Source organism: Nonomuraea sp. NPDC050556 (assembly GCF_044457355.1).
Classification (GTDB): Bacteria; Actinomycetota; Actinomycetes; order Streptosporangiales; family Streptosporangiaceae; genus Nonomuraea.
On sequence record NZ_JBITGU010000005.1, the window covers coordinates 315,395 to 341,252 of the forward strand.

At 68.1% G+C, this 25,858-nt stretch carries 23 protein-coding genes and 1 riboswitch; of the genes, 8 read left to right on the top strand and 15 right to left on the bottom strand.

The window, feature by feature from the left end; all coding sequences use genetic code 11:
- The first annotated feature begins 1 nt into the window (after nt 1).
- Nucleotides 2-1,087 carry a DNA integrity scanning diadenylate cyclase DisA gene (gene disA / locus ACIBG8_RS43720; protein ID WP_397349168.1) on the top strand — a complete coding sequence of 362 codons (1,086 nt, stop codon included), beginning with the start codon at nt 2-4 and terminating at the stop codon, nt 1,085-1,087.
- 464 nt (nt 1,088-1,551) lie between these two features.
- On the opposite strand, the gene ACIBG8_RS43725 is transcribed toward disA, so the two are convergent.
- Complete coding sequence (locus ACIBG8_RS43725; RefSeq protein WP_397349169.1) at nt 1,552-2,250, bottom strand: hypothetical protein; 699 nt, start codon at nt 2,248-2,250, stop codon at nt 1,552-1,554.
- A 20-nt stretch (nt 2,251-2,270) separates the two neighbouring features.
- Here ACIBG8_RS43725 and ACIBG8_RS43730 point away from each other — a divergent pair, with 20 nt between their 5' ends.
- Entirely contained in the window at nt 2,271-3,185 is a 915-nt protein-coding gene (locus ACIBG8_RS43730) for an A/G-specific adenine glycosylase (protein ID WP_397349170.1), read from the top strand.
- Nucleotides 3,186-3,395: 210 nt separating this feature from the next.
- On the opposite strand, the gene ACIBG8_RS43735 is transcribed toward ACIBG8_RS43730, so the two are convergent.
- Nucleotides 3,396-4,325, bottom strand: coding sequence for a sugar phosphate isomerase/epimerase family protein (locus ACIBG8_RS43735; protein ID WP_397349171.1), 930 nt, complete (start codon nt 4,323-4,325; stop codon nt 3,396-3,398).
- A gap of 282 nt (nt 4,326-4,607) precedes the next feature.
- Between ACIBG8_RS43735 and ACIBG8_RS43740 the strand changes: the two genes are divergently transcribed.
- Complete coding sequence (locus ACIBG8_RS43740) at nt 4,608-5,141, top strand: GNAT family N-acetyltransferase (protein ID WP_397349172.1); 534 nt, start codon at nt 4,608-4,610, stop codon at nt 5,139-5,141.
- 42 nt (nt 5,142-5,183) lie between these two features.
- On the top strand, nt 5,184-5,939 hold the full coding sequence (locus tag ACIBG8_RS43745; RefSeq protein ID WP_397349173.1) for a hypothetical protein: 756 nt from the start codon (nt 5,184-5,186) through the stop codon (nt 5,937-5,939).
- Between the two features lie 538 nt (nt 5,940-6,477).
- Here ACIBG8_RS43745 and ACIBG8_RS43750 read toward each other — a convergent pair.
- The 5 genes from ACIBG8_RS43750 to ACIBG8_RS43770 all read right to left on the bottom strand — a co-directional run bounded on the left by ACIBG8_RS43750 (nt 6,478) and on the right by ACIBG8_RS43770 (nt 13,104).
- Complete coding sequence (locus ACIBG8_RS43750; protein WP_397349174.1) at nt 6,478-8,982, bottom strand: ATP-dependent Clp protease ATP-binding subunit; 2,505 nt, start codon at nt 8,980-8,982, stop codon at nt 6,478-6,480.
- Nucleotides 8,983-9,486: 504 nt separating this feature from the next.
- Complete coding sequence (locus ACIBG8_RS43755) at nt 9,487-9,819, bottom strand: Lsr2 family protein (protein ID WP_397349175.1); 333 nt, start codon at nt 9,817-9,819, stop codon at nt 9,487-9,489.
- A gap of 460 nt (nt 9,820-10,279) precedes the next feature.
- Entirely contained in the window at nt 10,280-10,759 is a 480-nt protein-coding gene (locus ACIBG8_RS43760) for an RDD family protein (protein ID WP_397349176.1), read from the bottom strand.
- Between the two features lie 108 nt (nt 10,760-10,867).
- Nucleotides 10,868-12,457, bottom strand: a complete 1,590-nt coding sequence (locus ACIBG8_RS43765; RefSeq protein WP_397349177.1) for an RDD family protein — start codon at nt 12,455-12,457, stop codon at nt 10,868-10,870.
- A gap of 98 nt (nt 12,458-12,555) precedes the next feature.
- Entirely contained in the window at nt 12,556-13,104 is a 549-nt protein-coding gene (locus tag ACIBG8_RS43770; protein WP_397349178.1) for an amino-acid N-acetyltransferase, read from the bottom strand.
- A gap of 277 nt (nt 13,105-13,381) precedes the next feature.
- Nucleotides 13,382-13,520, top strand: a riboswitch (cyclic di-AMP (ydaO/yuaA leader).
- Between the two features lie 5 nt (nt 13,521-13,525).
- On the opposite strand from ACIBG8_RS43770, the gene ACIBG8_RS43775 reads away from it, so the two are divergent.
- Nucleotides 13,526-14,566, top strand: coding sequence for a C40 family peptidase (locus ACIBG8_RS43775; RefSeq protein WP_397349179.1), 1,041 nt, complete (start codon nt 13,526-13,528; stop codon nt 14,564-14,566).
- Between the two features lies 1 nt (nt 14,567).
- Here the strand turns inward: ACIBG8_RS43775 and ACIBG8_RS43780 are convergent, their stop codons facing one another.
- On the bottom strand, nt 14,568-14,780 hold the full coding sequence (locus ACIBG8_RS43780) for a LuxR C-terminal-related transcriptional regulator (RefSeq protein ID WP_397349180.1): 213 nt from the start codon (nt 14,778-14,780) through the stop codon (nt 14,568-14,570).
- Between the two features lie 184 nt (nt 14,781-14,964).
- Between ACIBG8_RS43780 and ACIBG8_RS43785 the strand changes: the two genes are divergently transcribed.
- Nucleotides 14,965-16,176 (top strand): cytochrome P450, encoded by a 1,212-nt coding sequence (locus tag ACIBG8_RS43785; protein ID WP_397349181.1) that lies wholly within the window; start codon nt 14,965-14,967, stop codon nt 16,174-16,176.
- Here ACIBG8_RS43785 and ACIBG8_RS43790 read toward each other — a convergent pair.
- On the bottom strand, nt 16,152-16,556 hold the full coding sequence (locus ACIBG8_RS43790) for a winged helix-turn-helix transcriptional regulator (protein ID WP_397349182.1): 405 nt from the start codon (nt 16,554-16,556) through the stop codon (nt 16,152-16,154). The genes ACIBG8_RS43785 and ACIBG8_RS43790 overlap by 25 nt on opposite strands.
- A 77-nt stretch (nt 16,557-16,633) precedes the next feature.
- Here ACIBG8_RS43790 and ACIBG8_RS43795 point away from each other — a divergent pair, with 77 nt between their 5' ends.
- Nucleotides 16,634-17,578, top strand: a complete 945-nt coding sequence (locus tag ACIBG8_RS43795; protein WP_397349183.1) for an NADP-dependent oxidoreductase — start codon at nt 16,634-16,636, stop codon at nt 17,576-17,578.
- Here the strand turns inward: ACIBG8_RS43795 and lysX are convergent.
- Nucleotides 17,575-19,017, bottom strand: a complete 1,443-nt coding sequence (lysX, locus tag ACIBG8_RS43800; protein ID WP_397349737.1) for a bifunctional lysylphosphatidylglycerol synthetase/lysine--tRNA ligase LysX — start codon at nt 19,015-19,017, stop codon at nt 17,575-17,577. The two genes, ACIBG8_RS43795 and lysX, sit on opposite strands and share 4 nt — an antisense overlap.
- A 164-nt stretch (nt 19,018-19,181) precedes the next feature.
- Here lysX and ACIBG8_RS43805 point away from each other — a divergent pair, with 164 nt between their 5' ends.
- Nucleotides 19,182-19,664: a hypothetical protein gene (locus ACIBG8_RS43805; protein WP_397349184.1), complete on the top strand. Its 483-nt coding sequence runs from the start codon at nt 19,182-19,184 to the stop codon at nt 19,662-19,664.
- 44 nt (nt 19,665-19,708) lie between these two features.
- On the opposite strand, the gene ACIBG8_RS43810 is transcribed toward ACIBG8_RS43805, so the two are convergent.
- From ACIBG8_RS43810 to ACIBG8_RS43830, 5 genes are all read right to left on the bottom strand, one after another.
- Complete coding sequence (locus ACIBG8_RS43810; RefSeq protein ID WP_397349185.1) at nt 19,709-20,491, bottom strand: type III pantothenate kinase; 783 nt, start codon at nt 20,489-20,491, stop codon at nt 19,709-19,711.
- A complete protein-coding gene (locus ACIBG8_RS43815; protein WP_397349186.1) occupies nt 20,491-22,986 on the bottom strand; it encodes an L-aspartate oxidase in 2,496 nt (831 codons plus the stop codon). The genes ACIBG8_RS43810 and ACIBG8_RS43815 overlap by 1 nt, the downstream gene beginning before the upstream one ends.
- A 585-nt stretch (nt 22,987-23,571) precedes the next feature.
- Nucleotides 23,572-23,988, bottom strand: a complete 417-nt coding sequence (gene panD, locus ACIBG8_RS43820) for an aspartate 1-decarboxylase (protein ID WP_397349187.1) — start codon at nt 23,986-23,988, stop codon at nt 23,572-23,574.
- A gap of 43 nt (nt 23,989-24,031) precedes the next feature.
- A complete protein-coding gene (gene panC, locus ACIBG8_RS43825) occupies nt 24,032-24,856 on the bottom strand; it encodes a pantoate--beta-alanine ligase (RefSeq protein WP_397349188.1) in 825 nt (274 codons plus the stop codon).
- A complete protein-coding gene (locus tag ACIBG8_RS43830; protein WP_397349189.1) occupies nt 24,847-25,737 on the bottom strand; it encodes a Rossmann-like and DUF2520 domain-containing protein in 891 nt (296 codons plus the stop codon). Before ACIBG8_RS43830 ends, panC begins: the two co-directional genes overlap by 10 nt.
- Nucleotides 25,738-25,858: the final 121 nt, after the last annotated feature.

The following is a 25,858-nucleotide window of genomic DNA, read 5'->3' on the forward strand; positions in this document are numbered from 1 at the left end:
GGTGGCAAACGACAGGAGTCTTGACGACCGCCGTCGCGACGCTCTGGCCACAGTGGCCCCGGGCACACCACTACGCGACGGTCTTGAGCGCATCCTGCGCGGGCACACCGGCGGGCTCATCGTCCTCGGGTACGACAACGTCGTCGAAGAGATCTGCAGCGGCGGGTTCGAGCTCGACGTCGACTTCTCCGCCACGCGGCTGCGCGAGCTGGCGAAGATGGACGGCGCCATCGTGCTGCGCTGCGACGACCACAAGATCGTGCGAGCGGCGGTGCACCTGGTGCCCGACCCCGCGATCCCGACCGACGAGTCAGGCACCCGCCACCGCACCGCACAGCGGGTGGCGCTGCAGACCGGGTTCCCGATCATCGCGATCAGCAAGTCGATGCGGATCATCGCGCTCTACCTCGACGGCATCCGGTACGTGCTCGAAGAGTCGGCCGTGATCCTTTCCAAGGCCAACCAGGCGCTGGCGACGCTCGAACGCTACAAGCACCGGCTCGACGAGGTGTCCGGCACGCTGTCGGCGCTGGAGATCGAGGACCTGGTGACGGTCCGCGACGTGGCAGCCGTGGCGCAGCGCCTGGAGATGGTCAGGCGGATCTCCGATGAGATCAACGGTTACGTGGTGGAACTGGGCACGGACGGACGACTGCTGTCCCTGCAGCTGGACGAGCTGGTGGCAGGCGTGGACTCCGAGCGCGAGCTGGTCGTCCGCGACTACCTGCCCGCTCCCGCTGGTCGGCGCCACCGCCGCTTCGCCGACGCCCTGAACGACCTGCACCAGCTGTCGGCCTCGGAGCTCCTGGACCTGTCCGCGGTGTCCCACGTGCTGGGCCACGGCGGCAACGAGACGCTGGACAGCCCGGTGAGCCCGCGGGGGTTCCGATTGCTGGCCAAGGTCCCCCGGCTGCCCGCGACGGTGGTGGACCGGTTGGTCGACCATTTCGGCAGCCTGCAGAAGCTCTTGGCAGCGGGGGTGGACGACCTCCAGGCCGTGGGCGGCGTCGGCGAATCCAGGGCCCGCAGCATCCGCGAGGGCCTCTCCCGCCTAGCCGAATCCTCAATCCTCGAACGCTACGTCTAACCCAAAACCTCTTCACAACCCCTGATCCCCCGCTCGCCCCCTCCTCCATCGCGGGGATTTCAAGCGCCGGGTCGGCGAGACGTTGTGCGACGGAGCTCGGCGCAACATGCACCAAACCCAAACCACCCAGCGCGAGCGTTGCTGCGCCCCTCCAGCGCAAGGTTTTCAAGCGCCGGGTCGGCGAGACGCTGTGCGGCGGAGCTCGGCGCAACGTGCACCAAACCCAAGCCCCCCAACACCCCCAGCGCGAGCCTTGGCGTGGGGCCCCTTGGCGCGGGGCCGGTGACGCTGGGCCGGTGACGCTGGGCCGGGGACGCTGGGCCGGGGACGTGAAGGCGGAGACGTGAGGCTGTTGGCGCAGTCCTCCAACGTGAGCCCTCCAGCGCGGGTTCTTCAAAGCGCCGGGTCGGCGGGACGTTGTGCGGCGGAGCTCGGCGCAATATGCACCGAGCCCAAGCCCCCAACTACCGCAGCAAAAACACCGTCTTAGGACTCCGCATGCCATAGGCACGCACCACCGCCACATACGTCCCAGGCAACGCCCCAGGACGCTTGGCCTGGCAGTCGTCACTGGACCGATGCCGGTCCCAATCCAGCGACCGCACCCAAGGAATCCCCCGGTCCATCTTCACCACCTGCGTCCCAGCCCCACTGATGCAATCAGCCGTAGACCACACGCGATCACTACCCGACGTGATCCGTACCTCCATAGCCCGAGGCCCCACATCAGCCGTACACATGACCGGCCCCGTGTTCACCAAAGTCAGCATGAAGTTCGGCTTGGCCCCGTCGGCGTAGATCTCCTGCCGCCCCTGCATGTTCAGCACCAGGTCGTCCTCATGACAAGGCAGCCCAGCCTTCCGAGGCCTGACCGACGGCGACGGCGAAGCCGAGGGAGTCGCCTTCGGCTTGGCGTGCTTGGGCGAGGATGAAGGCGTCGCCGAGCCGCTGAGCATCACGGTGGGTAGCCCCGCCAGAAGGGGATCCGCCGCAGGCGAACCGCTCGTCACCGACTGCGCACTGGACGACTGTTGCGGTCCGTTATCGCCGCTGGAGCACGCCCAAGCCACAACAGCCACCACGACCAGCACCGCGACCAACACGCTCATGCGTCGGCGCCAGTAGACATCGCCGGTATCGCCACGCATCGTATCCGGATCCATACACACAGCATGGTGATGGGATGGGGACGGAGGGTGACGACACGCCGTTGTACCCTGGGCGGGTGGTCGAGCCGAACCTCCTGCGCACCCCCATCCTGGACTGGTACGCGGCCAATGCCCGTGATCTCCCCTGGCGTCGCCCTGACGCGACCCCCTGGGGCGTGCTCGTGAGCGAGATCATGCTGCAACAGACCCCTGTCGTCCGCGTGCTCCCGGTCTGGGAGGAGTGGATGGCCCGCTGGCCAACCCCCAAGGCCCTCGCCGCAGAACCGTCCGGCGAAGCCGTACGGCACTGGGGACGGCTGGGCTACCCGCGGCGCGCCCTCAGGCTGCACGCGTGCGCCCAGGCGATCACCGAGGAGCACGGCGGCGAGGTGCCGTCGGACCACGCGACGCTGCTCGGGCTGCCGGGCATCGGCGAGTACACCGCCGCCGCGGTGGCCAGTTTCGCGTACGGCGGGCGCCACGCGGTGCTCGACACCAACGTGCGCCGGGTGTTCGCGAGGGCGGTCACCGCGGTCGAATACCCGCCGACCGCCACCTCAGCCGCGGAACGCCGTCTCGCCGAGGCCCTCCTGCCCGCCGTGGGCGCGCCGACGTGGGGGGTGGCCGTGATGGAGCTCGGCGCCCTGGTCTGTACGGCACGCAGCCCGCGCTGCGCCGACTGCCCGATCGCGGGGTCGTGCGCGTGGCGCCTGGCTGGCAAACCACCACACGACGGGCCGGAGCGGAAGGGGCAGACGTACGCGGGCACGGACCGTCAGTGCAGGGGCCGACTGCTCGCCGTACTGCGCGCCGCCCACGGACCGGTGCCGAAGGCGGCGCTGGACGCGGTGTGGGACGACGCGGTGCAGCGCGAACGCGCCCTGGACGGCCTCATCACCGACGGCCTCGCCGAGGTCCTCGACAACGACACCTACCAACTCCCCCGCTGACCCCGACGAGAGCCATCCCACTCCCAAGAGCCGGACTCATGATCCGTCACTCTTGGAATCGCCAGAGGCAAGGAAGCCCTGAGGTTAAGGACCTTGGGGTGAGACCCCAGAAGGCACCCAGAAGTGGGGCGCCCTTAGGTGAGGTCTCTCTTGGGCTTGGGCCTCCGAGACTCGGAGGCCCATCGCAGATGAGGACCTTGCGGAGTCGGGTCAGGCGGCGAGTTGGAGGCCCAGGCTCGTGAGGTTGGTGCGGGCCCAGTCGAGCTCCTCGGCCAGCAGCGACACCAGCGCCCCCGGGCCCTTCGCCCGCCCAGGCACCGCCAGGTTGTGCGTCTCCACCTCGATGTGCGCAGTCCCGTTGACAGCCCCCGACAGCATCGCCGTCAGCGTGTCATGCAGCACCGCACCCGTGTCCGTGTGGTTGTGCACATGACCGAGCTTCACCACCGGCGCCCCAGCAGCCGCCAGCCCGCGCAGCGCGTCCCCGGACTCCTCGCCCCCACCACAGGCCAGATGGCAGGCGTCCAGGCAAACCCCCAGGTGCTCGGAGTCGATCCCCGCCACCTGCTGCAACGCCTGCTCGGTGGTCTCCAGCACGCACCCCGGCCAAGGCTCGAACCCGACCCTGATCGTCTTCCCGGTCACGCTGTAGATGCCGCGCAACTCCCGCGCCAGCCGTTCCAGCCGCCGCGTGGCGATCGAGTGCAGGTCGGCGGGCCAGTCCCGGCGCCATCCGATCGGAATGGTGGAAATGCTGCCGAACCGCACATCCTCCGGCAGCAGGAACGCCAGGATCTTCGCCAGCGCCATCGTGTACCGATACCGCTCCGGCTTGGCCCAGTCAGGCCCGGGGACCTCGGCGTTGCGCCCGCCGGTGCCGTTGAGGCTGACGACCTCCAGCCCGCGCTCCTCCAGCGAACGGCGCAGCCGTACGAGCTCGATGCGGTCCGCCGTGAGGTGGTCGGCGACGCTGGGAGCCAGCCACAGCCCGATGCCCATCCGCTCGACGCCCAGCCGCTTGCGCACCGGGACGGCGTAACGGGTCAGGTGCGCGATCAGGTTCTCCAGGTCTTCCGCGGGGTGGACGCCTGCGTTGTAGGCGAGGTGAACGAGCGTTCCGTCAGCGTGACGCAGGCGCATCGGTTTCCTCCACGGATTTGAGTCCCATCGCCCGCCAGCATGGCGGCTCATGGTCGGCGCACGCGTCCGCCCTGAGTTGATTCCTGACTACTCCCCAGGGAGCAGCCTCACCGTAGGCGTCTGCGCTTGTGTGTCACTTGGACGAGACTTGGCGATATCAAGCTCTACGCAGTGTAGTACTACTGGCGGTGGCGGTATAGCCGATCAGCCAACAATTCCGCAACGGCTCCACAGGAGCCATACGCGGAACTACTTACCTGTACGGCGAGGCAGGATGGCAGGGTGACTGCAGTGCGCACCTGCCACACGGCAGACCTGGACGCCCGGACGCTCAAGGCGGCGCGCGCCCTCCTGGACGACGTCTTCGACGGCGACCTGTCCGACCACGACTGGGACCACTCCCTCGGCGGCATCCACGCCCTCGCCTGGGACGGCGCCGAGCTGATCGGCCACGGCTCGGTGGTGCAGCGCAGCCTCCTCCACGGCGGCCGCGCCCTGCGCGCCGGTTACGTCGAGGGCGTGGGCGTCCGCGCCGACCGCCAGGGCGAGGGCCACGGCGCCACGATCATGACCGCCCTGGAGCGCGTCATCAGGGCCGCGTACGACCTGGGCGCCCTCAGCTCTTCAGAGGAGGCCCTCACCTTCTACGCGACCCGTGGGTGGCAGCGGTGGCAGGGCGCGTCGTCGGCGTTCACCCCGGCGGGCATCGTCAGGACCGAGGAGGAGGACGACGCCATCTTCGTCCTGCCCGTCACGACCCCGCTGGACCTGACCGGCACCCTCGTCTGCGACTGGCGCGAAGGCGACGTCTGGTAACACGGTTGATCGTTCAACCTATGACCCCTAATGTCCCCCTTTATGAAGATTCGCCTAGCCGTAGCCGCCTTGGGTGCCTGCGCGCTGTTCACCCCCACCGCGGCCGGCGCGACCGCCGAACCGCTGTCCGAGCTCACCCACAACCCGCTGTACAAGGCGGGGAAGGTGACCGCGTCGTGCGCCAAGGGCCTGACCAAGGGCACCACCAGGGCAAGCACGACGAAGTACCTGAAGGGGCTCGTCGGCTGTATGAACACCGCGTGGGCGCCCCGGTTCAAGGCGGCCGGCCTGCCGTTCCGCGAGGTGAACGCCGACCTCGGCGACCGCAACTCCTGCGGCGAGTCCCGCGAGGTCAAGTCCACCGAGTCGAGCGCCATGGCCTGTGGCGACAGCGTCCAGATCCTCCTGAAGTCCGACTGGATCAAGGCGGCCGACGACCGGGCGATCCTGCCTGCCGTGACGTATGCGTACTCCAAGCACCTGGGCGGGATGGCGGGCATCGAGGAGGCCGCCTTCGCGCTGCCCAACGACGTGATGGAGGACAACGAGCAGAACCACCGCCGATTCCTGCAGTGGGACTGCTTCGGCGGGGTCTTCATGAAGGTCGTGTGGACCACCCAGAAGCGCCCGGCGTCGGAGTGGAAGGCGTTGGTGAACGGGGTGAAGAAGTCGGAGATGAGCAAGTTGGGCTGGTACGGCAAGCCCGCCTCGCGTGCTTACTGGCTGAACGCGGGTTTCGCCACTGCGAACTCCGCCTCCTGCAACACCTGGAAGGCCCCGAAGTCCAAGGTCACCTAACCAACCCCCCATAACCCCCCAAGACCCCGCACCCCCAACGCCAGCCCCCCTGAAACGCCCTCAGCCCCCCACAGGGGTCCTCCACAAGGCCCTCCTCGGTCACCGCCTTTCAGACAGGCCATCCCGAGGGCAGCCCCCCGTGGGAGTGCGGGGCTGTGGGAGTGCGGGGCCCCGTGGGGGTGCGGCCCCTCCTGGGGGTGCGGCCCCTCCTGGGGGTTCGGGGCTCTGTGGAGGCGCGGGCCCCCCATAGAGGCGCGGGGCCCTTTAGAGGTGCGGCCTTGTGGAGAGTTGCGGGCATCGCGGGGAAGGAGCCCGTCACGGAGCACCCGCCTCGCGAAGCGCCCACCTGGCGAAGCGCCCCGCCTCGCGAAGGGCCCTCACCCTCCGAATGGCCCCGTCTGTAAAAGGACCTCAGCCACGCACCGACCTTGGGGGCCGTGCGGGGCCCGGCCGTTTACGGGGAGATGGGCCATTTCACAAAGCCCCAAGAACGCGAAAATGCCCCGCACGAAATATCGTGCGGGGCATCCTCGATGGATCAGTTCTGGATCGGCTCCGCAATAGCGGCCGCCGAGTCGGGAACCGTGGCAGGCGCCGTCTCACCAGCGAAGAGGAACTTGGCGTTGTCGCCTTCGCCCTCGATGGTGATCTTGACGACCTGTCCAGGACGCAGCTCGCCGTACAGGATCTTCTCCGACAACGAGTCCTCCAGCTCCCGCTGGATCGTCCGCCGCAACGGACGAGCACCCATCACCGGGTCATAACCCCGATCGGCCAGCAACTGCTTGGCCTCCGGAGAGACCTCCAGGCCCATGTCGCGGTCCTTCAACCGCTCCCCGACCTGAGCGAGCATCAGATCCACGATCTTGATGATCTCGTTCGGCGTCAGCTGGTGGAAGACCACGATGTCATCGACCCGGTTGAGGAACTCCGGCCGGAAGTGCTGCTTGAGCTCCTCCTGCACCTTCGACTTCATCCGGTCGTAGTTCGACTCGGTGTCATGCGCCTTGGAGAACCCGATCCCCTGCCCCTTGGAAATATCCCGGGTACCGAGGTTCGTGGTCATGATGATGACCGTGTTCTTGAAGTCCACGACGCGACCCTGGGCGTCGGTCAGGCGACCGTCCTCCAGGATCTGCAACAACGAGTTGAAGATGTCCGGGTGCGCCTTCTCGATCTCATCGAACAGCACGACGGAGAACGGCTTGCGGCGGACCTTCTCGGTCAGCTGACCGCCCTCCTCATACCCGACGTAACCGGGAGGCGAGCCGAACAGTCTGGAGACCGTGTGCTTCTCCATGAACTCCGACATGTCGAGCATGATCAGAGCGTCCTCGTCGCCGAACAGGAACTCGGCCAGCGCCTTGGACAGCTCCGTCTTACCGACACCGGACGGACCGGCGAAGATGAACGAGCCACCCGGGCGGCGCGGGTCCTTCAGACCGGCGCGCGTCCTGCGGATCGAGCGGGACAGACCCTTGATGGCGTCGTCCTGACCGATGATCCGCTTGTGCAGCTCATCCTCCATGCGGAGCAGTCGCTGCGACTCCTCCTCGGTCAGCTTGAAGACCGGGATGCCGGTGGCGGTGGCCAGGACCTCGGCGATGAGCTCCTCGGTCACCTCGGCCACGACGTCCATGTCGCCGGCCTTCCACTCCTTCTCCCGGCGCTCGCGCTTGAGCTGGAGCTGCTTCTCCTGGTCGCGGAGGGCAGCCGCCTTCTCGAAGTCCTGAGCGTCGATCGCCGACTCCTTGTCCCTGCGGACGTTGGCGATCTTCTCGTCGTACTCCCGCAGGTCCGGCGGAGCGGTCATCCGGCGGATGCGCATCCGGGAACCGGCCTCGTCGATGAGGTCGATCGCCTTGTCCGGCAGGAACCGGTCGCTGATGTAGCGGTCGGCCAGCTGGGCGGCGGCGACGAGCGCGCCGTCGGTGATCGAGACGCGGTGGTGCGCCTCGTAACGGTCGCGCAGCCCCTTGAGGATCTCGATCGTGTGGCTGAGCGACGGCTCGGCCACCTGGATCGGCTGGAAGCGGCGCTCGAGAGCGGCGTCCTTCTCCAGGTGCTTGCGGTACTCGTCGAGCGTGGTGGCGCCGATGGTCTGCAGCTCGCCGCGGGCCAGCATCGGCTTGAGGATGCTGGCGGCGTCGATCGCGCCCTCGGCCGCGCCCGCACCCACGAGGGTGTGCAGCTCGTCGATGAACAGGATGATGTCGCCGCGCGTGCGGATCTCCTTGAGCACCTTCTTGAGGCGCTCCTCGAAGTCACCGCGGTAGCGGGAACCGGCCACCAGGGCACCCAGGTCAAGCGTGTAGAGCTGCTTGTCCTTTAGGGTTTCCGGCACCTCACCCTTGACGATCTTCTGGGACAGGCCTTCCACGACGGCGGTCTTGCCGACGCCGGGCTCGCCCACCAGAACCGGGTTGTTCTTGGTCCTGCGCGACAGGACCTGCATGACCCGCTCGATCTCCTTGTCACGGCCGATCACCGGATCCAGCTTGCCCTCGCGGGCTGCCTGGGTCAGGTTGCGGCCAAACTGGTCGAGCACCAGGGACGTCGACGGAGCGGCCTCCTGCGGTCCACCCGCAGCCGCCGGCTCCTTGCCCTGGTAGCCGTGGAGCAACTGGATGACCTGCTGCCTGACACGGTTGAGATCAGCCCCAAGCTTGACCAGCACCTGGGCGGCCACACCTTCACCCTCGCGGATGAGCCCGAGCAGGATGTGCTCGGTGCCGATGTAGTTGTGACCCAGCTGCAAAGCCTCACGGAGCGACAGCTCAAGAACCTTCTTGGCCCGCGGGGTGAACGGAATGTGCCCCGACGGAGCCGACTGGCCCTGGCCGATGATCTCCTCGACCTGCTGACGCACACCCTCAAGGCTGATGCCCAGGCTCTCCAGAGCCTTGGCGGCAACGCCCTCACCTTCGTGGATCAAACCAAGAAGAATGTGCTCAGTGCCGATGTAGTTGTGGTTGAGCATCCTGGCTTCTTCTTGCGCCAGGACGACAACCCGCCTCGCTCGGTCGGTGAACCTCTCGAACATCTCGTCGCTCCTCACAGAGCGGTCAGTCAGGCCGGTAAATCCGGTCCCGTCATCCCGCATGCTAGCCCTGGCTCGGTGAACCGTGCCTTCTGCTGCTGACACGCTCTATAGCAGAGACGTTCCCCGAGAGCAGGGCGTTCACCCTCCATCCAACTACTGTCTGGGGGTGGTGTGTTCCCGATACGCCGCAAGCGAACGAGGTTTAGGCCGCCCTCAGGGGCCCAGCGAATTGCCGCACAGATCGACACCGGGGCCGAGGCCCTACAAACATCCTATGGCCCCATGGCAAGCGGGGGCGATGGCGTTCGCACATAGCGCAACCCCAGCCCCAGGGAAGCCGGGGCGCGCCAGGGACCCCAGGATTAAAAGCCGCAATAAGCGAGTGAGGCAGCTCACACCGCGAAGCCGTACATTTCCGGGCATGCCCAGAAACGATCATGCGCTTATGGCAGTCACCGGGGTTCTAGGTGATCGTCATAAGCGCATGGATCGAGAGAGAAGCTGTTAGTGAGCCGCCTCGTACTTCTCCACCACGGTGGAGGCGATGCGACCGCGCTCACTGACGGGCAGGCCGTGAGCCTTGGCCCACTGACGGATCTCGGAGCTCTTCTCGCGGCTCATCGAGCGCTGACCACCACGGGTACGACGACGAGCCGACACAGCGCCTGCCCTGCGGGCATGCTGAGTGAAAGGCGACAGCGCGTCCCTCAGCTTCTTGGCGTTAACGTCGCTGAGGTCAATCTCATAGGTGGTGCCGTCAATGGCGAAGCTAACCGTCTCATTGGCCTCGCCCCCATCGAGGTCATCGATGAGAATCTCCTGGATCTGCTTGGCCATCTACGCAATCCTTTCCCGGAGCATTGTTTCATTCGCCTGCCCAAACATATACCCGGAAAGGCGCTGAGACAATTCGGCGCTACGTGGATTCCGCTGGACGACGGATCAGTTGTGGTTCTGCGGCTGATCCTGACGGTTTGCGCGGCGCGCCGCGCCCTCGGATCTGACCAACTTCACGACGCCATAGATGAAGGCGGCTGCGACGACAGCGGGAGGGATGAGCGCCGCCAATGCGTCTGTTAGCTCTTGCATTCGTCCTCGACTCCCATGAAACGGGGTTTCGCCAGGTGGACCGATACCGACCCTAGCGGCACCCGGATCCCGTCGACCTGCCAGGGGTCGTCGTCACTGACAACCCGGCGACACACATGCTAATGCCAGTCTCTCCAGATCCCTTACCGGATCGGCAGGAAAACCGGAAAAAGCCACCATCGCGTACATCTCACCACGAAGGGCCACCTCAGCGTGCGTCTTTGACCACACGCGTTCCAGCGAACCTGTCGTGTGGCCCGCGCAGCATCGGCCTGTCGATCAAGATGAACAGCCCCACGGCGAACACGAAGATACCGCCGAGGAGATTGACCACCGGAATCCCCATCAGCATCGTCGGGGCCGGATAGACGAGCGAGCGTTTCAGCGCCACACCTGATCCAGGCTCACCAACGACCCGAATCTTCATGATCGCTTTGCCGAACGTGCGGCCGTGTCGCGAAATCGCGACACAGTCATAGACCGTATATCCGAACCCGGCGACCAGCCAACCCAGCAACCCGGACAGTCGCGCGCCCAACACGTCGTCCATCCCGACAGTCCGGAAGACCGCCCACAGGGCGATGAACAGAATGTAATAGAAGACGCCGAAGACGAGGGACTCAATCAGGCGGGCGACCAGCCGCTCCCACCATTCAGCGGGCAGCTGCTCCTGCGGTGGCACGGTCATAACCCACCTCCCGGCGCCTGGCGCGACGTTATCTCATATTTTGGTACGGCTCCCGCATACGAAACAGGGGCCGGCGGGAAGCCGGCCCCTGTTTTTTCGCGCGTAGAGCTACTTGACCTTCACCACCACGGTGTGCACGAACTTGTCGGCGAACGTCTGCTGCAAGGGCTTGTCCCACAGCTGCGAAGCACCGTTCAGCGCGATGACCGCCCAACCCCACGGCAGCCAGCCGATGAAGGGGATAAGCGCGAGGATGGGGCCCAGGATCGCGCCACCCCACGTGACGCCCGCGCGCTTGAGCGCGATGTCACTCGGTAGTCCCGTGAACGACATCGTCTGCCCCATCGGGACGATCGCGATGCCCATCACCATCTTGCCGACCGTCTGGCCCTTCATCTTCGTCAGGAAGAATTCGTAGCCGATGTAGATGGCCGTCACGATGACGCCGATGATGACCGGCAGGATGTAGAAACCGATCGGCGTCGAGTACTCGCCGGTGGCCGAGTTGTAACCGCCCACCAACATGAACCCGAAGATCAGACCGAGGATCGCGCCGATGATGGCACCGACGATGCCCACGATCACGCCGTCGATGAGCCTGGCCACCAGGCGCTGCCACCACTCGGCGAGCGGCGCAGGCGCTCCGGGAGGCTGGACGCCCACCGGCTGGCCGAACGGCTGCCCGTACGCGGGCTGCTGCGGCTGGTTGTAGGCCGCGCCGTACTGCTGCTCCTGCCCATAGCCGGGCTGCTGCTGGCCGTAGCCGGGCTGGGCGCCCGACGGCTGCCCGTAGCCAGGCTGCTGTCCGTAACCGGGCTGCTGCTGTCCGTAACCGGGCTGCTGCTGGCCGTACCCGGGCTGCTGGCCGTATCCACCGGACTGGCCGGCCGACTGCTGCCCGTATCCCGGCTGCTGCTGCCCATATCCAGGCTGAGCCTGCCCGTAGTCGGGCTGGGCGCCCGACGCCTGGCCGTAGCCCGGCTGTGCTTCAGGCTGGCCGTAGCCGGGCTGGTTGTACTGCTGGCCCGACGCGGGCTGCTGACCATAGCCAGGCTGGGCCTGGCCGTAGTCGGGCTGCTGCGCCGCAGCGGGCTGGCCGTAACCGGGCTGCTGGCCATACTCGGGCTGGCCAGAAGTCGGCTGCTGGCCGTAGCCGGGCTGTGCGGCCTGGCCGTAGTCAGGCTGCGCAGCGCCGTAACCGCCCTGCGAGTTGGCCTGCTGGCCGTACCCCGGCTGGGCCTGACCGTAGTCGGGCTGGGCGGCCTGACCATAACCAGGCTGACCATAACCAGGCTGGCCGTAGCCGGGCTGTGCGGCCTGCTGGCCGTACCCCTGCTGCTGGCCGTAGTCGGGCTGGGACGCGGCCTGCTGGCCATATCCGGGCTGCTGACCGTAGCCAGGCTGCCCAGACTGCGGCTGCTGCCCGTACGCGGGCTGGCCGTAGCCGGGCTGCTGCCCGTACCCCGGCTGCCCGTACGCGGGCTGCTGGCCGTAGCCGGGCTGGCCGGACGCGGGCTGCTGCCCGTAGGCCGGCTGGCCGTAGTTCTCGGCGTCCGTACGGTAACCCACGATCGTCACATCTGGATCGGGCTCACCCGCTGGGCGGCCCGCGTTCTGCTGTCCGTATTCAGGAGTCCCGGCAGGCGTGGAATTGTCGCCGGAATCGTCCTGTGGATACGGCGGCTGTCCGGTGCTCACCGTGTCACCTCGCTTCGAGTGCGCATGTGGCACATGTCAGGACACATGCTTGCTGCTGCCCAACGTATCGGCATAGGTATCAACAATCACCTTTCCCCTTAGTCAACACCAGGGTTGAGATGCAACAACATCCTGGTGTTACCCAGAGTGTTGGGCTTGACGTGCTCAAGGTCGAGAAACTCGGCCACACCCTCGTCGTAGGAGGCCAGGAGTTCCGCGTAGACCTCGGGAGACACCGGTGTGCCCTTGATCTGGACGAAGCCGTGCCTGGCGAAGAAATCCACCTCGAAGGTGAGACAGAACACGCGCCGAAGACCCAGATCTCTGGCCGTACGCACCAGAGCCGAGACAATTTCGTGACCAATTCCCAGGCCCCGGCATTCCGGATCCACCGCCACGGTGCGAATCTCCGCGAGGTCCTCCCACAGCACGTGCAGCGCCCCGCAGCCGACGACGCGCCCGTCCCGCTCGGCCACCCAGAACTCCTGCACGTCCTCGTACAACGTGACCGTGGCCTTTTCCAGCAGCCGCGGCCCCGCGCCCGCATAGGTGTCGACCAGGCGCCTGATAGTGCGCACATCGGGCGTGCGGGCGCGCCGCACGATCACGTCTGTCTCACGCACTGCCCGCTCGGCGACCTGCTCCATGGCAGTTCAGCGTACCGATGCGATTACGGCCAGCCCCTAAATCAATCGGAGTGACTTTGTGTAGTCGTATAGACACGGAGCGGATTGCCCTATTCCCACACACCACAAAAGCCTCAAATCACCCTAAAACCCCAGTAGCATCAGGCCAGGACGGCGTAGCACGTGATCAGGCTGTGATCCATCGGTTGTGAAACCTCAACAGAATTAGCAGTTCTGGTTGAGCACGAACCTGACGGTGCACTAGTGTCCAGCGTCGATGTCCACCACGCGATCCCGCGTGGCGACCGCGCCTAATCCTCGCTCGCGGGGAGCCGGGGACCCAGGTCCCTTCGGGGTGAATCCGAGCCACGCGGCTCGGTAGGGCTGCTCCGGCCCGAACCCGTCAGCTAACCCGGTAGGCGGTCTCGAGAGGAGCTGGTTGGTGAAGCGCACGCGTGACCGTGGGGGGAAGCCGGCGGGCAAGCACGCCCGCCCTCCGGAACGGACCTTCCCCCGCAGGCTCGCCGTCGTGGGAGCCGCCTTCGCGGCCCTCGCCATCGCCTTCCCCGCAGGATCGGCCGTCGCCGACCCCAAGCCTTCGCTCAAGGAGCTCTCCCAGCAGGTCGAGGAGCTCCACACGCAGATCGAGACGCTGACCGAGGAGTACAACGGCCAGCGCGAGAAGCTGAAGACGGCCGAGAAGACCGCCAAGGCGGCCAAGGCGACCCTCGCCAGGAGCCAGGCGGAGCTGGAGGCCAAGCGCGGCAAGGCCATCGCGCTCGCCCAGGACGAGTACATCTCCGGCGGCCTCGGCGGCGCCATGGCGTTCAGCAACAGCGGCGACCCCGCCCACTTCCTCGACCGGGCGGCCACCAACTTCGCGCTCGTCGAGCAGCAGGGCCAGCAGGTCAGCCAGGTCGTCAAGATGATCGACGCGGCCGAGCGGGCCAAGGCCAGCGCCGCCCAGCGCATCGAGGAGGTCGGCAAGCTCGTCGCCGACCTCGACACCAAGCGCGACAAGATCAGCAAGCTCGTCACCAAGGTGGAGAGCAACCTGTTCAAGCGCGCCGTCGGCGAGGCGGGCCGCCCTGGCACCAGGGCCATGCGGGTGAACCTGCCGATCATCGGCTCGGGCAAGGCCGCCGAGGCCGCCCGTTGGGCGCTCACGCAGCAGCTCAAGCCGTACGTCTGGGGCGCGGAAGGTCCGGGCTCCTACGACTGCTCCGGCCTGGTCATGGCCGCCTACCAGCGGGTCGGCATCAGCCTGCCGCACTACACGGGCGACCAGTGGACGGCGGGCACCCGCGTCTCGCGCGAGGAGCTGCGCCCCGGCGACCTGGTCTTCTTCTACGGCGACCTGCACCACGTGGGCATATACGTCGGCGGCGGCATGATGGTCCACGCGCCGCAGACCGGCGACGTCGTGCGCATCGCGCCGATCGACCGGCGCCCGTGGGCCGGAGCCGTCCGCATAGCCGACTGAGTCAGATCAGCTGTTTTCGTGCCGCCCAGGCCACCGCCTCGATCGCGGTGGCCACGCCGATCCTGTCGCAGATGCCGCGCAGGCGGCGGCGCACCGTGCGACCGCTGATGTCCAGGCGGCGCCCGACGCGGTCGACCGTGACACCCTTGGCCAACTCGGCTAGCAACGCCAGGTCGTTGTGACTCAGCTCAACGGTCTCGGTGAGCGCATCCATCGGGAGCCCTCCCCCCAGCAGAACCCGGTGACGTCTCGGCCCGAGCAATGCTGCTCGTCTCGCAGAAGGTAAACGCATTCAGGAAAGGTCGTCAAGCCGCATTGTCTCCGCACTTGACGGCCTCTATTGACTTGATCGAATCTATGTGAAGTACTCACCTTATGTCGGCACACTTCGGGGACCAATGAGTGATCTCCACATCGATCCTTACAGTGCCCCGCCGCCCCAGGCGATGACGGCTGCCGACCTCCTGGGCTTCGACCCGTTCGATCCCGACTTTCTTCGCGAGCCATACGTTGTATACAGAAAGTTACGCGAACGCGGATCATTAGTTCGTACCGTCGGCGGTCTTCTCGTGGCCACCACACATGAGCACTGCTCAACCGTGTTGCGCGATCCCCGGTTCGGCCATGGTTCTGATCCCCTGGGCAAGGGAGATCCCACCAAACCGATTGAATCCTTCCTGCTCATGGACCCTCCGGATCACACCCGGCTGCGCGCGCTGGTGAGCCGGGCCTTCACTCCGAGGATGGTCGAACGGCTCCGCCCGAGGGTCGAGGCGATCGCCGAGCGGCTGATCGAGGAGCTGCCCGACGATGCGGATCTGGTGTCCGGTTTCGCCTATCCGTTGCCCGTGATGGTGATCACCGAGATGCTCGGAGTGCCGCCGGAGGATCACGAACGGTTCAGTGGCTGGAGCGAAACTCTGGCCAGAAGTCTTGACCCGATGCTGTCAAGTGAACTTGTTCAAGAGACAGAACGGGCGCGCGCCGAGTTCGGCGACTATTTCCGCGAACTCATTGCCCTTCGGCGGAAAGCGCCAGGAGAAGACCTGTTGAGCGCCCTGACACTCGTCAAGGAACTCTCCGAGGCCGAGTTGGTCGCCACGTGCGTGTTACTTCTCGTCGCAGGACACGAGACGACGGTCAACCTGATCGCTAACGGCGTGCTGGCGCTGGCGCGGCATAACGCCACCGACTATCTCGTGAAATATCCGGATCGAGGGGCTGCGGTGGTCGAGGAGGTCCTGCGCTACGACCCGCCGGTCCAGCTCACCCTCAGGTACGCCCTGGAGGACGCCGAGCTCGGCGGCGTGCCGACCCCGCAGGGCACCGCCGTGCTCGCGCTGGTCGGCGCGGCCAACAGGGATCCGGCGGCCTTCGCCGAACCCGACCGCTTCGACCTGGACCGGAAGCCCGGCCGGCATCTGGCGTTCGGCCTGGGCATCCACTTCTGCCTGGGGGCGACGCTGGCCAGGCTGGAGGGCGAGGTCGCGCTGCGCGCCCTCGCGCGGGCCGCGCCGGGCCTCACGCTGGCCGGCCCGGCTCCGCCGTACAAGGAGAATCTGGTCCTGCGGGGGCTCGCGAGCCTTCAGGTACGGCTGGCCGCGTCGTAGCGGCCCCTGGCGTCCTCCACGTCCTCGATGTGCGCCTCGGCCCAGCCCTTGATGGCCGCCACGACGGGCAGCAGGCTCACGCCGAGCGCGGTCAGCTCGTAGTCGACCCGCACGGGCACCGACGGGGTGACCGCGCGCGTGACGAGGCCGTCGCGCTCCAGACGGCGCAGGGTCTGGGTGAGCATCTTCTGGCTGACCCCGGCGATCGCCCTGGCCAGGTCGCTGTAGCGGCGCTGCCCGCCGGACAGCGCGTTGAGTATGAGCGTGACCCACTTGTCGGAGAGCGTGTCGAGCAGCTTCCTGGAGGGGCACTCGTCGATGTAGGCGTCGTAGACCAGCTTGGCCTGGGCGCGCCGGTCGGCTGCCGACATGGTCGCCATGACACTCCTCCGGGTGGGCTACGCACTCTTAGGTGCCTTCTTACCAGAAGAGAGTAGCTCTCCTTATGGTCGTGCCCATGAGAGCACTCTTCGCACGTTCAGGAATCGTGGAGATCACCGAAGTCCCGCTGCCCGAGGCCGGTCCTGGCCAGGTCAGAGTCAAGGTCGCCGCTGCCGCCGTGCAGCCGGTGGACCTGGCGACGACGGCCGGCGCGCTGGCCGACTACGGGCTGACCAGGAAGCTCGACGTCTTCGCGCTCGGCTGGGAGGTGGCGGGCACCGTCGACCAGGTGGGCCAGGGAGTCGCGCTGAGCGTCGGCGACGAGGTCTTCGGCCTGTCGGACCGGCTGGAGGCCCCGCTGAAGACGCAGGCGGACTACGTGGTGCTGGACGCCAACGAGGTGGCGCGGGCGCCGCGCGGGCTCAGCCCGGCGCAGGCGACGACGCTGCCGCTCACCGCGCTGACCGCCGGCCAGGCGCTCGACCTGGCCGGGCTCGCCCCCGGGCAGACGCTGCTGGTGACCGGCGCGGCGGGCGGGCTTGGCGGCCACCTGGTGGAGCTGGCGGCGCTGCGCGGGCTGCGGGTCGTCGCCCTCGCAGGGGAGGCGGACGAGGAGCTGGTGCGCGGGTTCGGCGCCGAGTGGTTCGTACCGAGGGAGCGCCTGAGTGAGAGCCCGCGCGACGCCGACCTCGCGGCGGTCGTCCGCGCCCTCGTACCGGGCGGTGTGGACGGGGCCGTGGACGCGGCGGTCCTGGGGCACGCGGCGTTCGACGCGGTGCGCAGCTCGGGCGTCATCGTGCACGTGCTCGCCGGGGTGGCCCTCCCGCACCTGCGCGGCATCCGGGTGGAGACCGTCCTCATCAAGGCGGACGGCGAGCGGCTCGCCGAGGTCGCCAGGCTGGCCGAGCAGGGCAGGCTGACCGCTCGGGTGGCCGGCACCTACCCGCTGGACCAGGCGGCGGAGGCGCAGGCCCGCCTCGCCGAGGGTGGCCTGCGCGGCCGCCTGGTCCTGGTCCCCTAGACCGGCTTCACCAGCGGGAACAGGATGGTGTCCCGGATGTTCCTGCCGGTGAACGCCATGATCATCCGGTCGATGCCGACACCCACCCCGCCGGTGGGCGGCATCGCGTACTCCAGGGCCGTCAGGAAGTCCTCGTCGAGCTGCATCGCCTCAGGGTCGCCACCGGCGGCCAGCAGTGACTGCTCCACCAGGCGGCGGCGCTGCTCGACGGGGTCGACGAGCTCGGAGTAGGCGGTGCCGAGCTCGGTGCCGAACCCGATGAGGTCCCACTTCTCGGTCAGCAGCGGGTCGTCGCGGTGCCGGCGGGTCAGCGGCGAGGTCTCCAGCGGGTAGTCCATGACGAACGTGGGCTGCACGATCGTGTGCTCGACCAGCGCCTCGAAGATCTCCTGGACGACCTTGCCCTGGCCCCACTTCGCATCCCAGTGCACGCCCCGCCGGTCGGCATGTTTCCGCACCTGATCCAGCGAGGTCTCCGTGGTGACCGCCTCCCCCAGGGCGTCGGAGACAGCGCCGTAGAGGGTGATCCTGGGCCACTCGGCGATGCCCAGGTCGACGCCGTTCACCTCCGTGGTGCCCAGCGCGGCGACGACGGCCTTCTGGTACATCCGCTGGGTCAGGTCGGCCATGTCGTGGTAGTCGAGGTAGGTCCCGTACGCCTCGAGCATCGTGAACTCGGGGTTGTGGGTGGAGTCCGCGCCCTCGTTGCGGAAGTTGCGGTTGATCTCGAAGACCTTCTCGATGCCGCCCACGACGAGCCGCTTGAGGTAGAGCTCGATCGCGATCCTCAGGTAGAGGTCCATGTCGTAGGCGTTGATGTGCGTCTTGAACGGCCTGGCCGACGCGCCGCCGTGCACGGGCTGCAACATCGGCGTCTCGACCTCCAGGTAGCCCTCCTCGTGCCAGAAGTCCCGTACGGCACGGACGGTCGCGCTCCTGACGTGGGCCATCCTGCGCCCCTCGTCGTTGACGATCAGGTCGACGTAGCGCTGCCGTACCCGGGCCTCGGGGTCGGTCAGGCCCACGTGCTTCTCCGGCAGCGGGCGCAGGCACTTGGAGGTGATCGCCCACCGGTCGGCCAGGATCGACAGCTCGCCCCGGCGCGAGGTGATCACCTCGCCCTCGACACCGACGTGGTCGCCCAGGTCGACGTCGCGCTTCCAGGCGGCGAGCGACTCCTCCCCCACCCGGTCGAGGGAGATCATGACTTGCAGGTCGCCCGAGCCGTCGCGGAGGGTGGCGAAGCAGAGCTTGCCGCCGATGCGGTTGAGCATGACGCGTCCCGCGACGCCGACCCGGTCGCCGGTGGCGGTGTCCGCCGCCAGGTCCTGGTATTTCTCCCTGAGCTCGGCGTTGGTCACCGTACGCGGAAAAGTCACCGGATAGGGGTCGATGCCCTCGTTGCGAAGGCGGTCGAGCTTGTCCCTTCGGATGCGCATCTGCTCGGGAAGTTCCACATGGGCAACGCTAGGCCATATGGCCGCCCGCAAGCCGTCATCAAGGCCGTGACGGGGACTTGCAAGAGCTCCCGGTTACCAATGAGCCACAGAGCTCGGGGGGGATCCGGCAGGGAGCCGGTCCAGGGAGAGCTCGAGGAGAGATCATGATCAGGAAGATCGCGACCGGGATGTTCGCCGTGGCCGCCACCACCGCCATCGCCATGTCGATGACCGCAGGCGCCGCCAGCGCGACGACCACGTCCGACGACTACGACGGCTACTGGGGCCCCGCGTACGCCAAGTACCACGCCGCCAAGGCCAGCGGCTGGGTCGGCGTCGAGTGGGACGACGACGAGGAGTCGAACTCCGTCCACGTCACCGGCAAGCTGTGGGACCTGGACGACCGTGACTACGACGAGGGCGGTCTGTGCGCGTACGTGAAGTTCCAGTCGGCCGACGAGGACTACCACTGGAGCACGGTCTACACCAAGCGCTACTGCGGCTACCCCAGCTACAAGAAGTTCTCCTTCCACGAGGACGACGTCTACAGCCTGCGCGTCAAGGTCTGCCAGGTCGAGCCCGACAGCTACTACGCCGAGAACTGCGGCAAGTGGAAGTACCTCTACACCGCCGAGGGCGACGAGTAGTCACCACGAACCGGAGGCCCCCTGCTCCCCCAGGGGGCCTTCTTTCATGCCGTGTTGCGGTTGTAGATCAGCCGCAGCCCGATCAGCGTCAGCCACGGCTCGTGCAGGTCGATCGAGCGCGACTCGCTCACCACCAGGCTCGCGTGCCCGCCGGTCGCGACCACCGTCACGTCGTCCGGGTCGTCGGCGAGCTCGGCGGCCATCCGCTCGACGATGCCGTCCACCTGGCCGGCGAAGCCGTAGATGATCCCGGCCTGGAGCGCCTCGACGGTGTTCTTGGCGATCACCGAGCGCGGCCTGACCAGCTCCACCTTGTGCAGCTGAGCGCCCGCTGCCGCCAGGGCGTCGACGGAGATCTCGATACCGGGCGCGGTCACCGCGCCGATGTACTCGCCCTTGGCGGACACGGCGTCGAACGAGGTCGCGGTGCCGAAGTCGACGATGATGCACGGCCCGCCGTACTGGTCGATGGCCGCCAGGGCGTTGACGATGCGGTCGCTGCCGACCTCCTTGGGGTTGTCCATGCGGACGGGCACCCCGGTGCGGATGCCCGGCTCGACGATCACCGCCGTCACGTCGCCGTAGTAGCGGCGGCACATCTCACGCATCTCGTTCAGGACGGACGGCACGGTCGAGCAGATGGCGATGCCACTGACGTCGGCCCCCTTGAGCAGTGGCGACTGGCCGAGCAGCCCCTGGAGGACGACAGCGATCTCGTCGGCGGTGCGGCGGGGATCCGTTGCCAGCCGCCAGTGCTCGATCACCTCTTCACCCTCGAACAGGCCGAGCACGGTGTGCGTGTTGCCGACGTCGATCGTGAGCAGCATCAATCCCCCCGCAGGTCCAATGCGATGTCGAGCGCCGGCGCGGAATGCGTGAGCGCTCCCACAGCAAGGTAGTCCACGCCAGTTTCCGCTACATCACGGGCTGTTTCCAAGGTCAATCCGCCGCTGGACTCCAACCTGGCACGACTTTTCGTGATTTCTACGGCTACGCGGAGGTCCTCCACCGAGAAGTTGTCCAGCAGGACCTCCTGGGCCCCCTCGGCGAGCACCGGTTCGAGCTGGTCGATCCGGTCCACCTCCACCTCGATGCCCAGGTCCGGATAGCGCTCGCGCACCGCCCTGAACGCCTCGGCGACCCCGCCGGCCGCCACCACGTGATTGTCCTTGATCAGCGCGGCGTCCGAGAGCGACATGCGGTGATTGACCCCGCCGCCCGCGCGCACGGCGTACTTCTCCAGCCCGCGCAGCCCGGGAAGCGTCTTGCGACTGTCCCTGATGCGGGCCTTCGTCCCCGCGACCGCCTCGACCCAGCGCCCGGTCAGCGTGGCGATCCCCGACAGGTGCGTCAGCACGTTCAGCGCCGTGCGCTCGGCCGTCAACAGGCCCCGCGTGTTGCCCTCCACGGTCATCAGCACGTCGCCTTCCTTGACGCGCTCCCCGTCCTTGGCCCTCCTGTCGGTACGGCTGGCGCCGAACCGCAGGAACACCGCCTCCGCGACGGCCAGCCCGGCGACGATGCCGTCCTTGCGCGCCACGACGTCGCCCGTGGAGACGTGCGTGGCCGGGATCGTGGCCAGGCTCGTCACGTCACCCGCCTCCTGCAGGTCCTCCGCGATCGCCCGGTCGATGACCGCGGCGACGTCGGCCGGGTCGAGTCCGGCCGCTTGCAACTCGCCGACAAGGCGCGGCGGGAGCGTGTCGGCGTGCGGTGTGTAGGTCATCTCCAGCCCCTTCTCCGTCAGCTGCATGTCCAGGTGGCCGAGCCACTCGTCGTCGTCACGTCCGGGGAAGTCCTCGCGCCAGTGCGAGCCCCTGGTTTCCTCGCGGGCCAGGGCGGCGCGCACCAGGGCCTCGGCGACGGTCAGCAGGTTCGTCGCCTCCCAGGACTCGGTGCACGGCTCCACCTTGACCGGGGTCCACCTGGCGTCCATGAGCGCCCTGGCGGTGGCCTTCAGCGACTCGCCGCTGCGCAGGACGCTGGCGCCCCTGCTCATGTGGCCCTGGATCCTGGTGCGCGCCCGCGGGTCGACCAGGCCGTCCTGGGCGGTGTTGCGCACGCCGGGCGACCGTACCGCCTGGATGTCGGCCGCGATGCGCTCGGCGAACACCAGACCCTCCAGGAGCGAGTTGGAGGCCAGCCGGTTGGCGCCGTGCACGCCGGTGCAGGCCACCTCGCCGCCGGCGTACAGGCCTTCGATGGAGGTACGGCCGCGCAGGTCGGTCCGCACGCCGCCGCTCGCGTAGTGGGCGGCGGGCATGACCGGGATCGGGTCCTTTGCCGGGTCGATGCCGTGCTCCAGGCAGATGGCGTAGATCGTGGGGAAGCGGCTGCGCCACTTGGCCTCGCCGAAGTGGCGGCCGTCGAGATACACCTGGCCCTTCTGGCGCATGATCGCCTTCGCGACCACGTCCCTGGGGGCCAGGTCGGCCAGCTCGTGCTGGTGCTGCATGAACCGGGTGCCGTCCTCGTCGATGAGGACCGCGCCCTCGCCTCTGACGGCTTCGGAGATCAGCGGCTGCTGGCCGGTCGAGTCCTCGCCGAGCCACATCACCGTGGGGTGGAACTGGACGAACTCCAGGTCCCTGACGACCGCGCCCGCCCTGAGCGCCAGCGCGACGCCGTCGCCGGTGGAGACGGTCGGGTTGGTGGTGGAGGCGTAGACCTGGCCCATGCCGCCGGTGGCCAGCACCACGGCGCCCGCGTGCGCCGCGCCCACGCCGTGCGGGGTGCCCTCGCCCATGACGTGCAGGGTGACGCCGGCCGCGCGGCCCTTGGCGTCCTTGATGAGGTCGAGGACCAGGGCGTGCTCGATGACCTCGATGGTCTCGGCCTTCTGGACGGCCTCGATGAGGGCGCGCTGGACCTCGGCGCCCGTCGCGTCGCCGCCCGCGTGGACGATGCGGTCGCGGCGGTGGCCGCCTTCCCTGCCGAGTTGCAGGGCGCCGTCTGGGGTTCTGTCGAACTCGGCGCCGCGGGCGATCAGGTTTCTCAGGGCTTTGGGGCCTTCTGTGACGAGGGCGCGTACGGCTTTCGCGTCGCACAGGCCCACGCCGGCGATCAGGGTGTCGCTGAGGTGTTCTTCCGGGGTGTCGTGGGGGTCGAGGACTGCTGCGATGCCGCCTTGGGCCCATCTGGTGGAGCCGGAGGAGAGCACGTCCTTGGTGACGACGAGGACCTTTTCTTCGGGGTGCAGGTCGGCGTAGCGCAGGGCGATGGTGAGGCCCGCTACGCCGGAACCCACGACGATCACGTCGGCGGTGACCGTCCAGCCGGGGTCGGGGGCGGTCAGGCGTAGGGGAATCGCCGGTGCACTCATGGGGGTCTCCTCACTGAGGCGATTTCGTCACTATGACGATAACGCCCGTTCCTGCGTGACCCATCCCCGGGGGGTGCGCTGTTGGGGTCCGCACACATTGCGCCGAGCTCCGCCGTACACCCCCTCGCCGACCCGGCGCTCGGGTGGGACGCGCGGTGAGGGGCGCGGTGTGCCGGTTTTGCGGCCCCAGCGGGTACCGCGCCCCCAAGGCGCCACATCCCAAAGCGCCACACCCCGCGCGCCAGCCCCGCGAGCGCGCCACCCTCGGGGCGCACACCCTCAGGCACGCGCCACCCCTCGGCCGCGGGCGACCCCGAGAGGCGGCCACCTTCAGGGGCGCGGGCCCCTTGGGGCGGACCACCCTCAGGGGCGCGCGCCGCCCTTAGGGCAGGTCGCCCCGACGGGGTGCGCCGCCCGAGGGGTGCGCCACCCTTGGGGTGCGCCACCCTTGGGGTGCGCCACCCTTGGGGTGCGCCACCCTTGGGGTGCGCCACCCTTGGGGCGGGCCACATTCGCGGGCGGGTGGTCGCCGCGGGCGCGTCGCCATTGAGGGTCACGCCCAGAAAGGCCCCCCAACGGGGAGGGTCAGGCGGGGAGGTGGAGTTCGTCGCCTCGGAGGGTGTCGTGGGTGGCGGCGGCGGGGTCGGTGCCGAGGTCGACGATGCGGTTCGCGGCGTCCACGTGGACGATGCTCGGCGAAAAAGCCACCGCCTCCGCGTCCGTCAGCTGGCCGTACGCGATGATGATGACCAGGTCGCCAGGCGAGACCAGATGGGCCGCAGCGCCGTTGATGCCGATGATGCCCGACCCGCGCGGCCCTGTGATCGCATACGTGACCAGCCGCGCGCCGTTGGTGATGTCCACCACGTGGACCTGCTCCCCGGCCAGCAGCCCGGCCGCGTCCATGAGGTCCTCGTCGATCGTCAGCGACCCCACGTAGTGCAGGTCCGCCTGCGTCACCGTGGCACGGTGGATCTTGGCGGTGAGCATGGTTCTGAGCATGAAGACCTTCCGCAAGAGGCAGCGCCGTCCCGAAGGACGACGTTCACAGCTCAAGGAGAACGTTGTCGATCAACCGCGTAGTCCCGACACGCCCCGCGACGGCCAGCACGGCCGTCCCGTAATAGCGATCGTCGACCTCCTCGAACGTCGCCGGATCCACCAGCGACAGGTAGTCGAGCACCACCCCGGGCTCGGCGTCAAGCACTGCGCGCGCCGCGGAAAGCACGGCGGAGGGCGCACGCTCCGCACTCCCGGCGAACAACGCACGCGACAAGGCGAGCGCCACGGAACGATCGGCTGCCGACAGGTACCGGTTCCGCGAAGACAACGCCAGCCCGTCAGGCTCGCGCAACGTCGGCGCACCCACGATCTCGATCGGGAAGTCGAGGTCGGACACCATCCGCCGGATCAGCGCGAGCTGCTGCGCGTCCTTCTGCCCGAACACCGCCACATCCGGCTGCACCAGGTTGAAGAGCTTGGCCACGACCGTGAGCACCCCGTCGAAGTGCCCAGGCCGGAAGACGCCCTCCACCAGAGTCCCCATATGTCCGGACGAAACCGATACCTGGCGCGAGGGCTGGTACATCTCCTCAGGCGACGGACTGAAGACGACCTGCACCCCTTCCTCAGCACAAGCCGCCAGATCAGCATCAAAAGTCCGTGGATAACGGGAAAAATCCTCGCCAGGCCCGAACTGCAGCGGGTTCACGAAGATGCTCACCACCACCTGTGCGGCCCGCTCCCGCGCCAGCCGCATCAACGACCGGTGCCCCTCGTGCAGCGCCCCCATCGTGGGCACCAGCGCGACAGTGCCAGGCCCCAGCGCCTTGCGCAGCGCAGCCCTGTCCTCAGCCACGATCACGTCCATATGTTGCCTCCCAGCGCGTCGAGCAGCCGCTCGGCGGCTTCCGGCTTCAGCAGCCCGGCGGCCAGCGCGCGGTCGGCCGTCAGCCTGGCGAGCGCGACGTAGGCGTCCGCCGCCTCGGGCGCGGCCAGGATAAGGGCGTCGACGTGTTTGCGCACGGTCAGCGCGTCACCGCGGACGACCGGGCCGGTCAGCCCGGCGATGCCCAGCCGCAGCACGTTGTCCAGCGCGGCGCCGAGCAGCGGGCCGAGCATGCGCCCCGGGTGCTCCACGCCGATCCCGGCCAGCAGCGAGGACGACTCGGCGATCAGCGTCACCATATGGTTGGCCGCCCCGGCGAGCGCCGCGTGGTAGAGCGCGCGGTCGGCGTCGGCGATCCACACCGGCTCGCCACCCATCTCGATGACCAGTGCCTCGGCGATCGGGCGCAGCGGCTCCGGCGAGGTCACACCGTACGAGATGCCGGTCAGCCTGGTCAGGTCGTCGTCCCTGCCGGTGAAGGTCATCACCGGGTGCAGGGCGAGCGGCACGGCCCCTTCCCTGGCAGCCGGTTCGAGTACGGCCAGGCCGTACGCGCCACTGGTGTGCACCAGCAGCTTGCCGCGCAGATCGGCCCCGGTGGCCGCGAGCCCAGACACCAGGTCGGGCAGCGCGTCGTCGGGCACCGTGAGCAGAACCAGCTGTGCGGCGGCCACGACCTCGTCCGGCCGGCTCACCTCGACGCCGAGCCGTTCCAACGCCCAGCGCTGCGAGGTGTCCGACACCCCGCTGGCAGCGACGACGCGATGCCCAGCCTGCGCGAGCGCGGCGCCGAGCGCCGACCCGACCTTCCCCGCCCCGAGCACGCCGACGGCCAGCCGTGCCGGGCGATCACCTGCGTCCATGTCGTCCCGTCCCTATCGACCATATGGCACTGCCGACCAGCGTAATGGTCTGCTCTCCACAAGCTCGTGACTGGGGTTTTGCCGCATGTTGAGGTAAGGACAAAACAGACAAGGGCATATA

Coding starts and splice junctions, on each gene's coding strand:
- ACIBG8_RS43770 (WP_397349178.1), bottom strand. CDS start 13,104: ATGGAGCAGGTCGCCGAGCGGGCAGTGCGTGAGACAGACGTGATCGTG.
- ACIBG8_RS43750 (WP_397349174.1), bottom strand. CDS start 8,982: ATGTTCGAGAGGTTCACCGACCGAGCGAGGCGGGTTGTCGTCCTGGCG.
- lysX (WP_397349737.1), bottom strand. CDS start 19,017: ATGCGCATCCGAAGGGACAAGCTCGACCGCCTTCGCAACGAGGGCATC.
- ACIBG8_RS43725 (WP_397349169.1), bottom strand. CDS start 2,250: ATGGATCCGGATACGATGCGTGGCGATACCGGCGATGTCTACTGGCGC.
- ACIBG8_RS43830 (WP_397349189.1), bottom strand. CDS start 25,737: ATGGACGCAGGTGATCGCCCGGCACGGCTGGCCGTCGGCGTGCTCGGG.
- ACIBG8_RS43730 (WP_397349170.1), top strand. CDS start 2,271: ATGGGGACGGAGGGTGACGACACGCCGTTGTACCCTGGGCGGGTGGTC.
- ACIBG8_RS43735 (WP_397349171.1), bottom strand. CDS start 4,325: ATGCGCCTGCGTCACGCTGACGGAACGCTCGTTCACCTCGCCTACAAC.
- ACIBG8_RS43795 (WP_397349183.1), top strand. CDS start 16,634: ATGAGAGCACTCTTCGCACGTTCAGGAATCGTGGAGATCACCGAAGTC.
- ACIBG8_RS43760 (WP_397349176.1), bottom strand. CDS start 10,759: ATGACCGTGCCACCGCAGGAGCAGCTGCCCGCTGAATGGTGGGAGCGG.
- ACIBG8_RS43805 (WP_397349184.1), top strand. CDS start 19,182: ATGATCAGGAAGATCGCGACCGGGATGTTCGCCGTGGCCGCCACCACC.
- ACIBG8_RS43810 (WP_397349185.1), bottom strand. CDS start 20,491: ATGCTGCTCACGATCGACGTCGGCAACACGCACACCGTGCTCGGCCTG.
- ACIBG8_RS43755 (WP_397349175.1), bottom strand. CDS start 9,819: ATGGCCAAGCAGATCCAGGAGATTCTCATCGATGACCTCGATGGGGGC.
- ACIBG8_RS43745 (WP_397349173.1), top strand. CDS start 5,184: ATGAAGATTCGCCTAGCCGTAGCCGCCTTGGGTGCCTGCGCGCTGTTC.
- ACIBG8_RS43790 (WP_397349182.1), bottom strand. CDS start 16,556: ATGGCGACCATGTCGGCAGCCGACCGGCGCGCCCAGGCCAAGCTGGTC.
- ACIBG8_RS43780 (WP_397349180.1), bottom strand. CDS start 14,780: ATGGATGCGCTCACCGAGACCGTTGAGCTGAGTCACAACGACCTGGCG.
- panD (WP_397349187.1), bottom strand. CDS start 23,988: ATGCTCAGAACCATGCTCACCGCCAAGATCCACCGTGCCACGGTGACG.
- panC (WP_397349188.1), bottom strand. CDS start 24,856: ATGGACGTGATCGTGGCTGAGGACAGGGCTGCGCTGCGCAAGGCGCTG.
- ACIBG8_RS43785 (WP_397349181.1), top strand. CDS start 14,965: ATGAGTGATCTCCACATCGATCCTTACAGTGCCCCGCCGCCCCAGGCG.
- ACIBG8_RS43815 (WP_397349186.1), bottom strand. CDS start 22,986: ATGAGTGCACCGGCGATTCCCCTACGCCTGACCGCCCCCGACCCCGGC.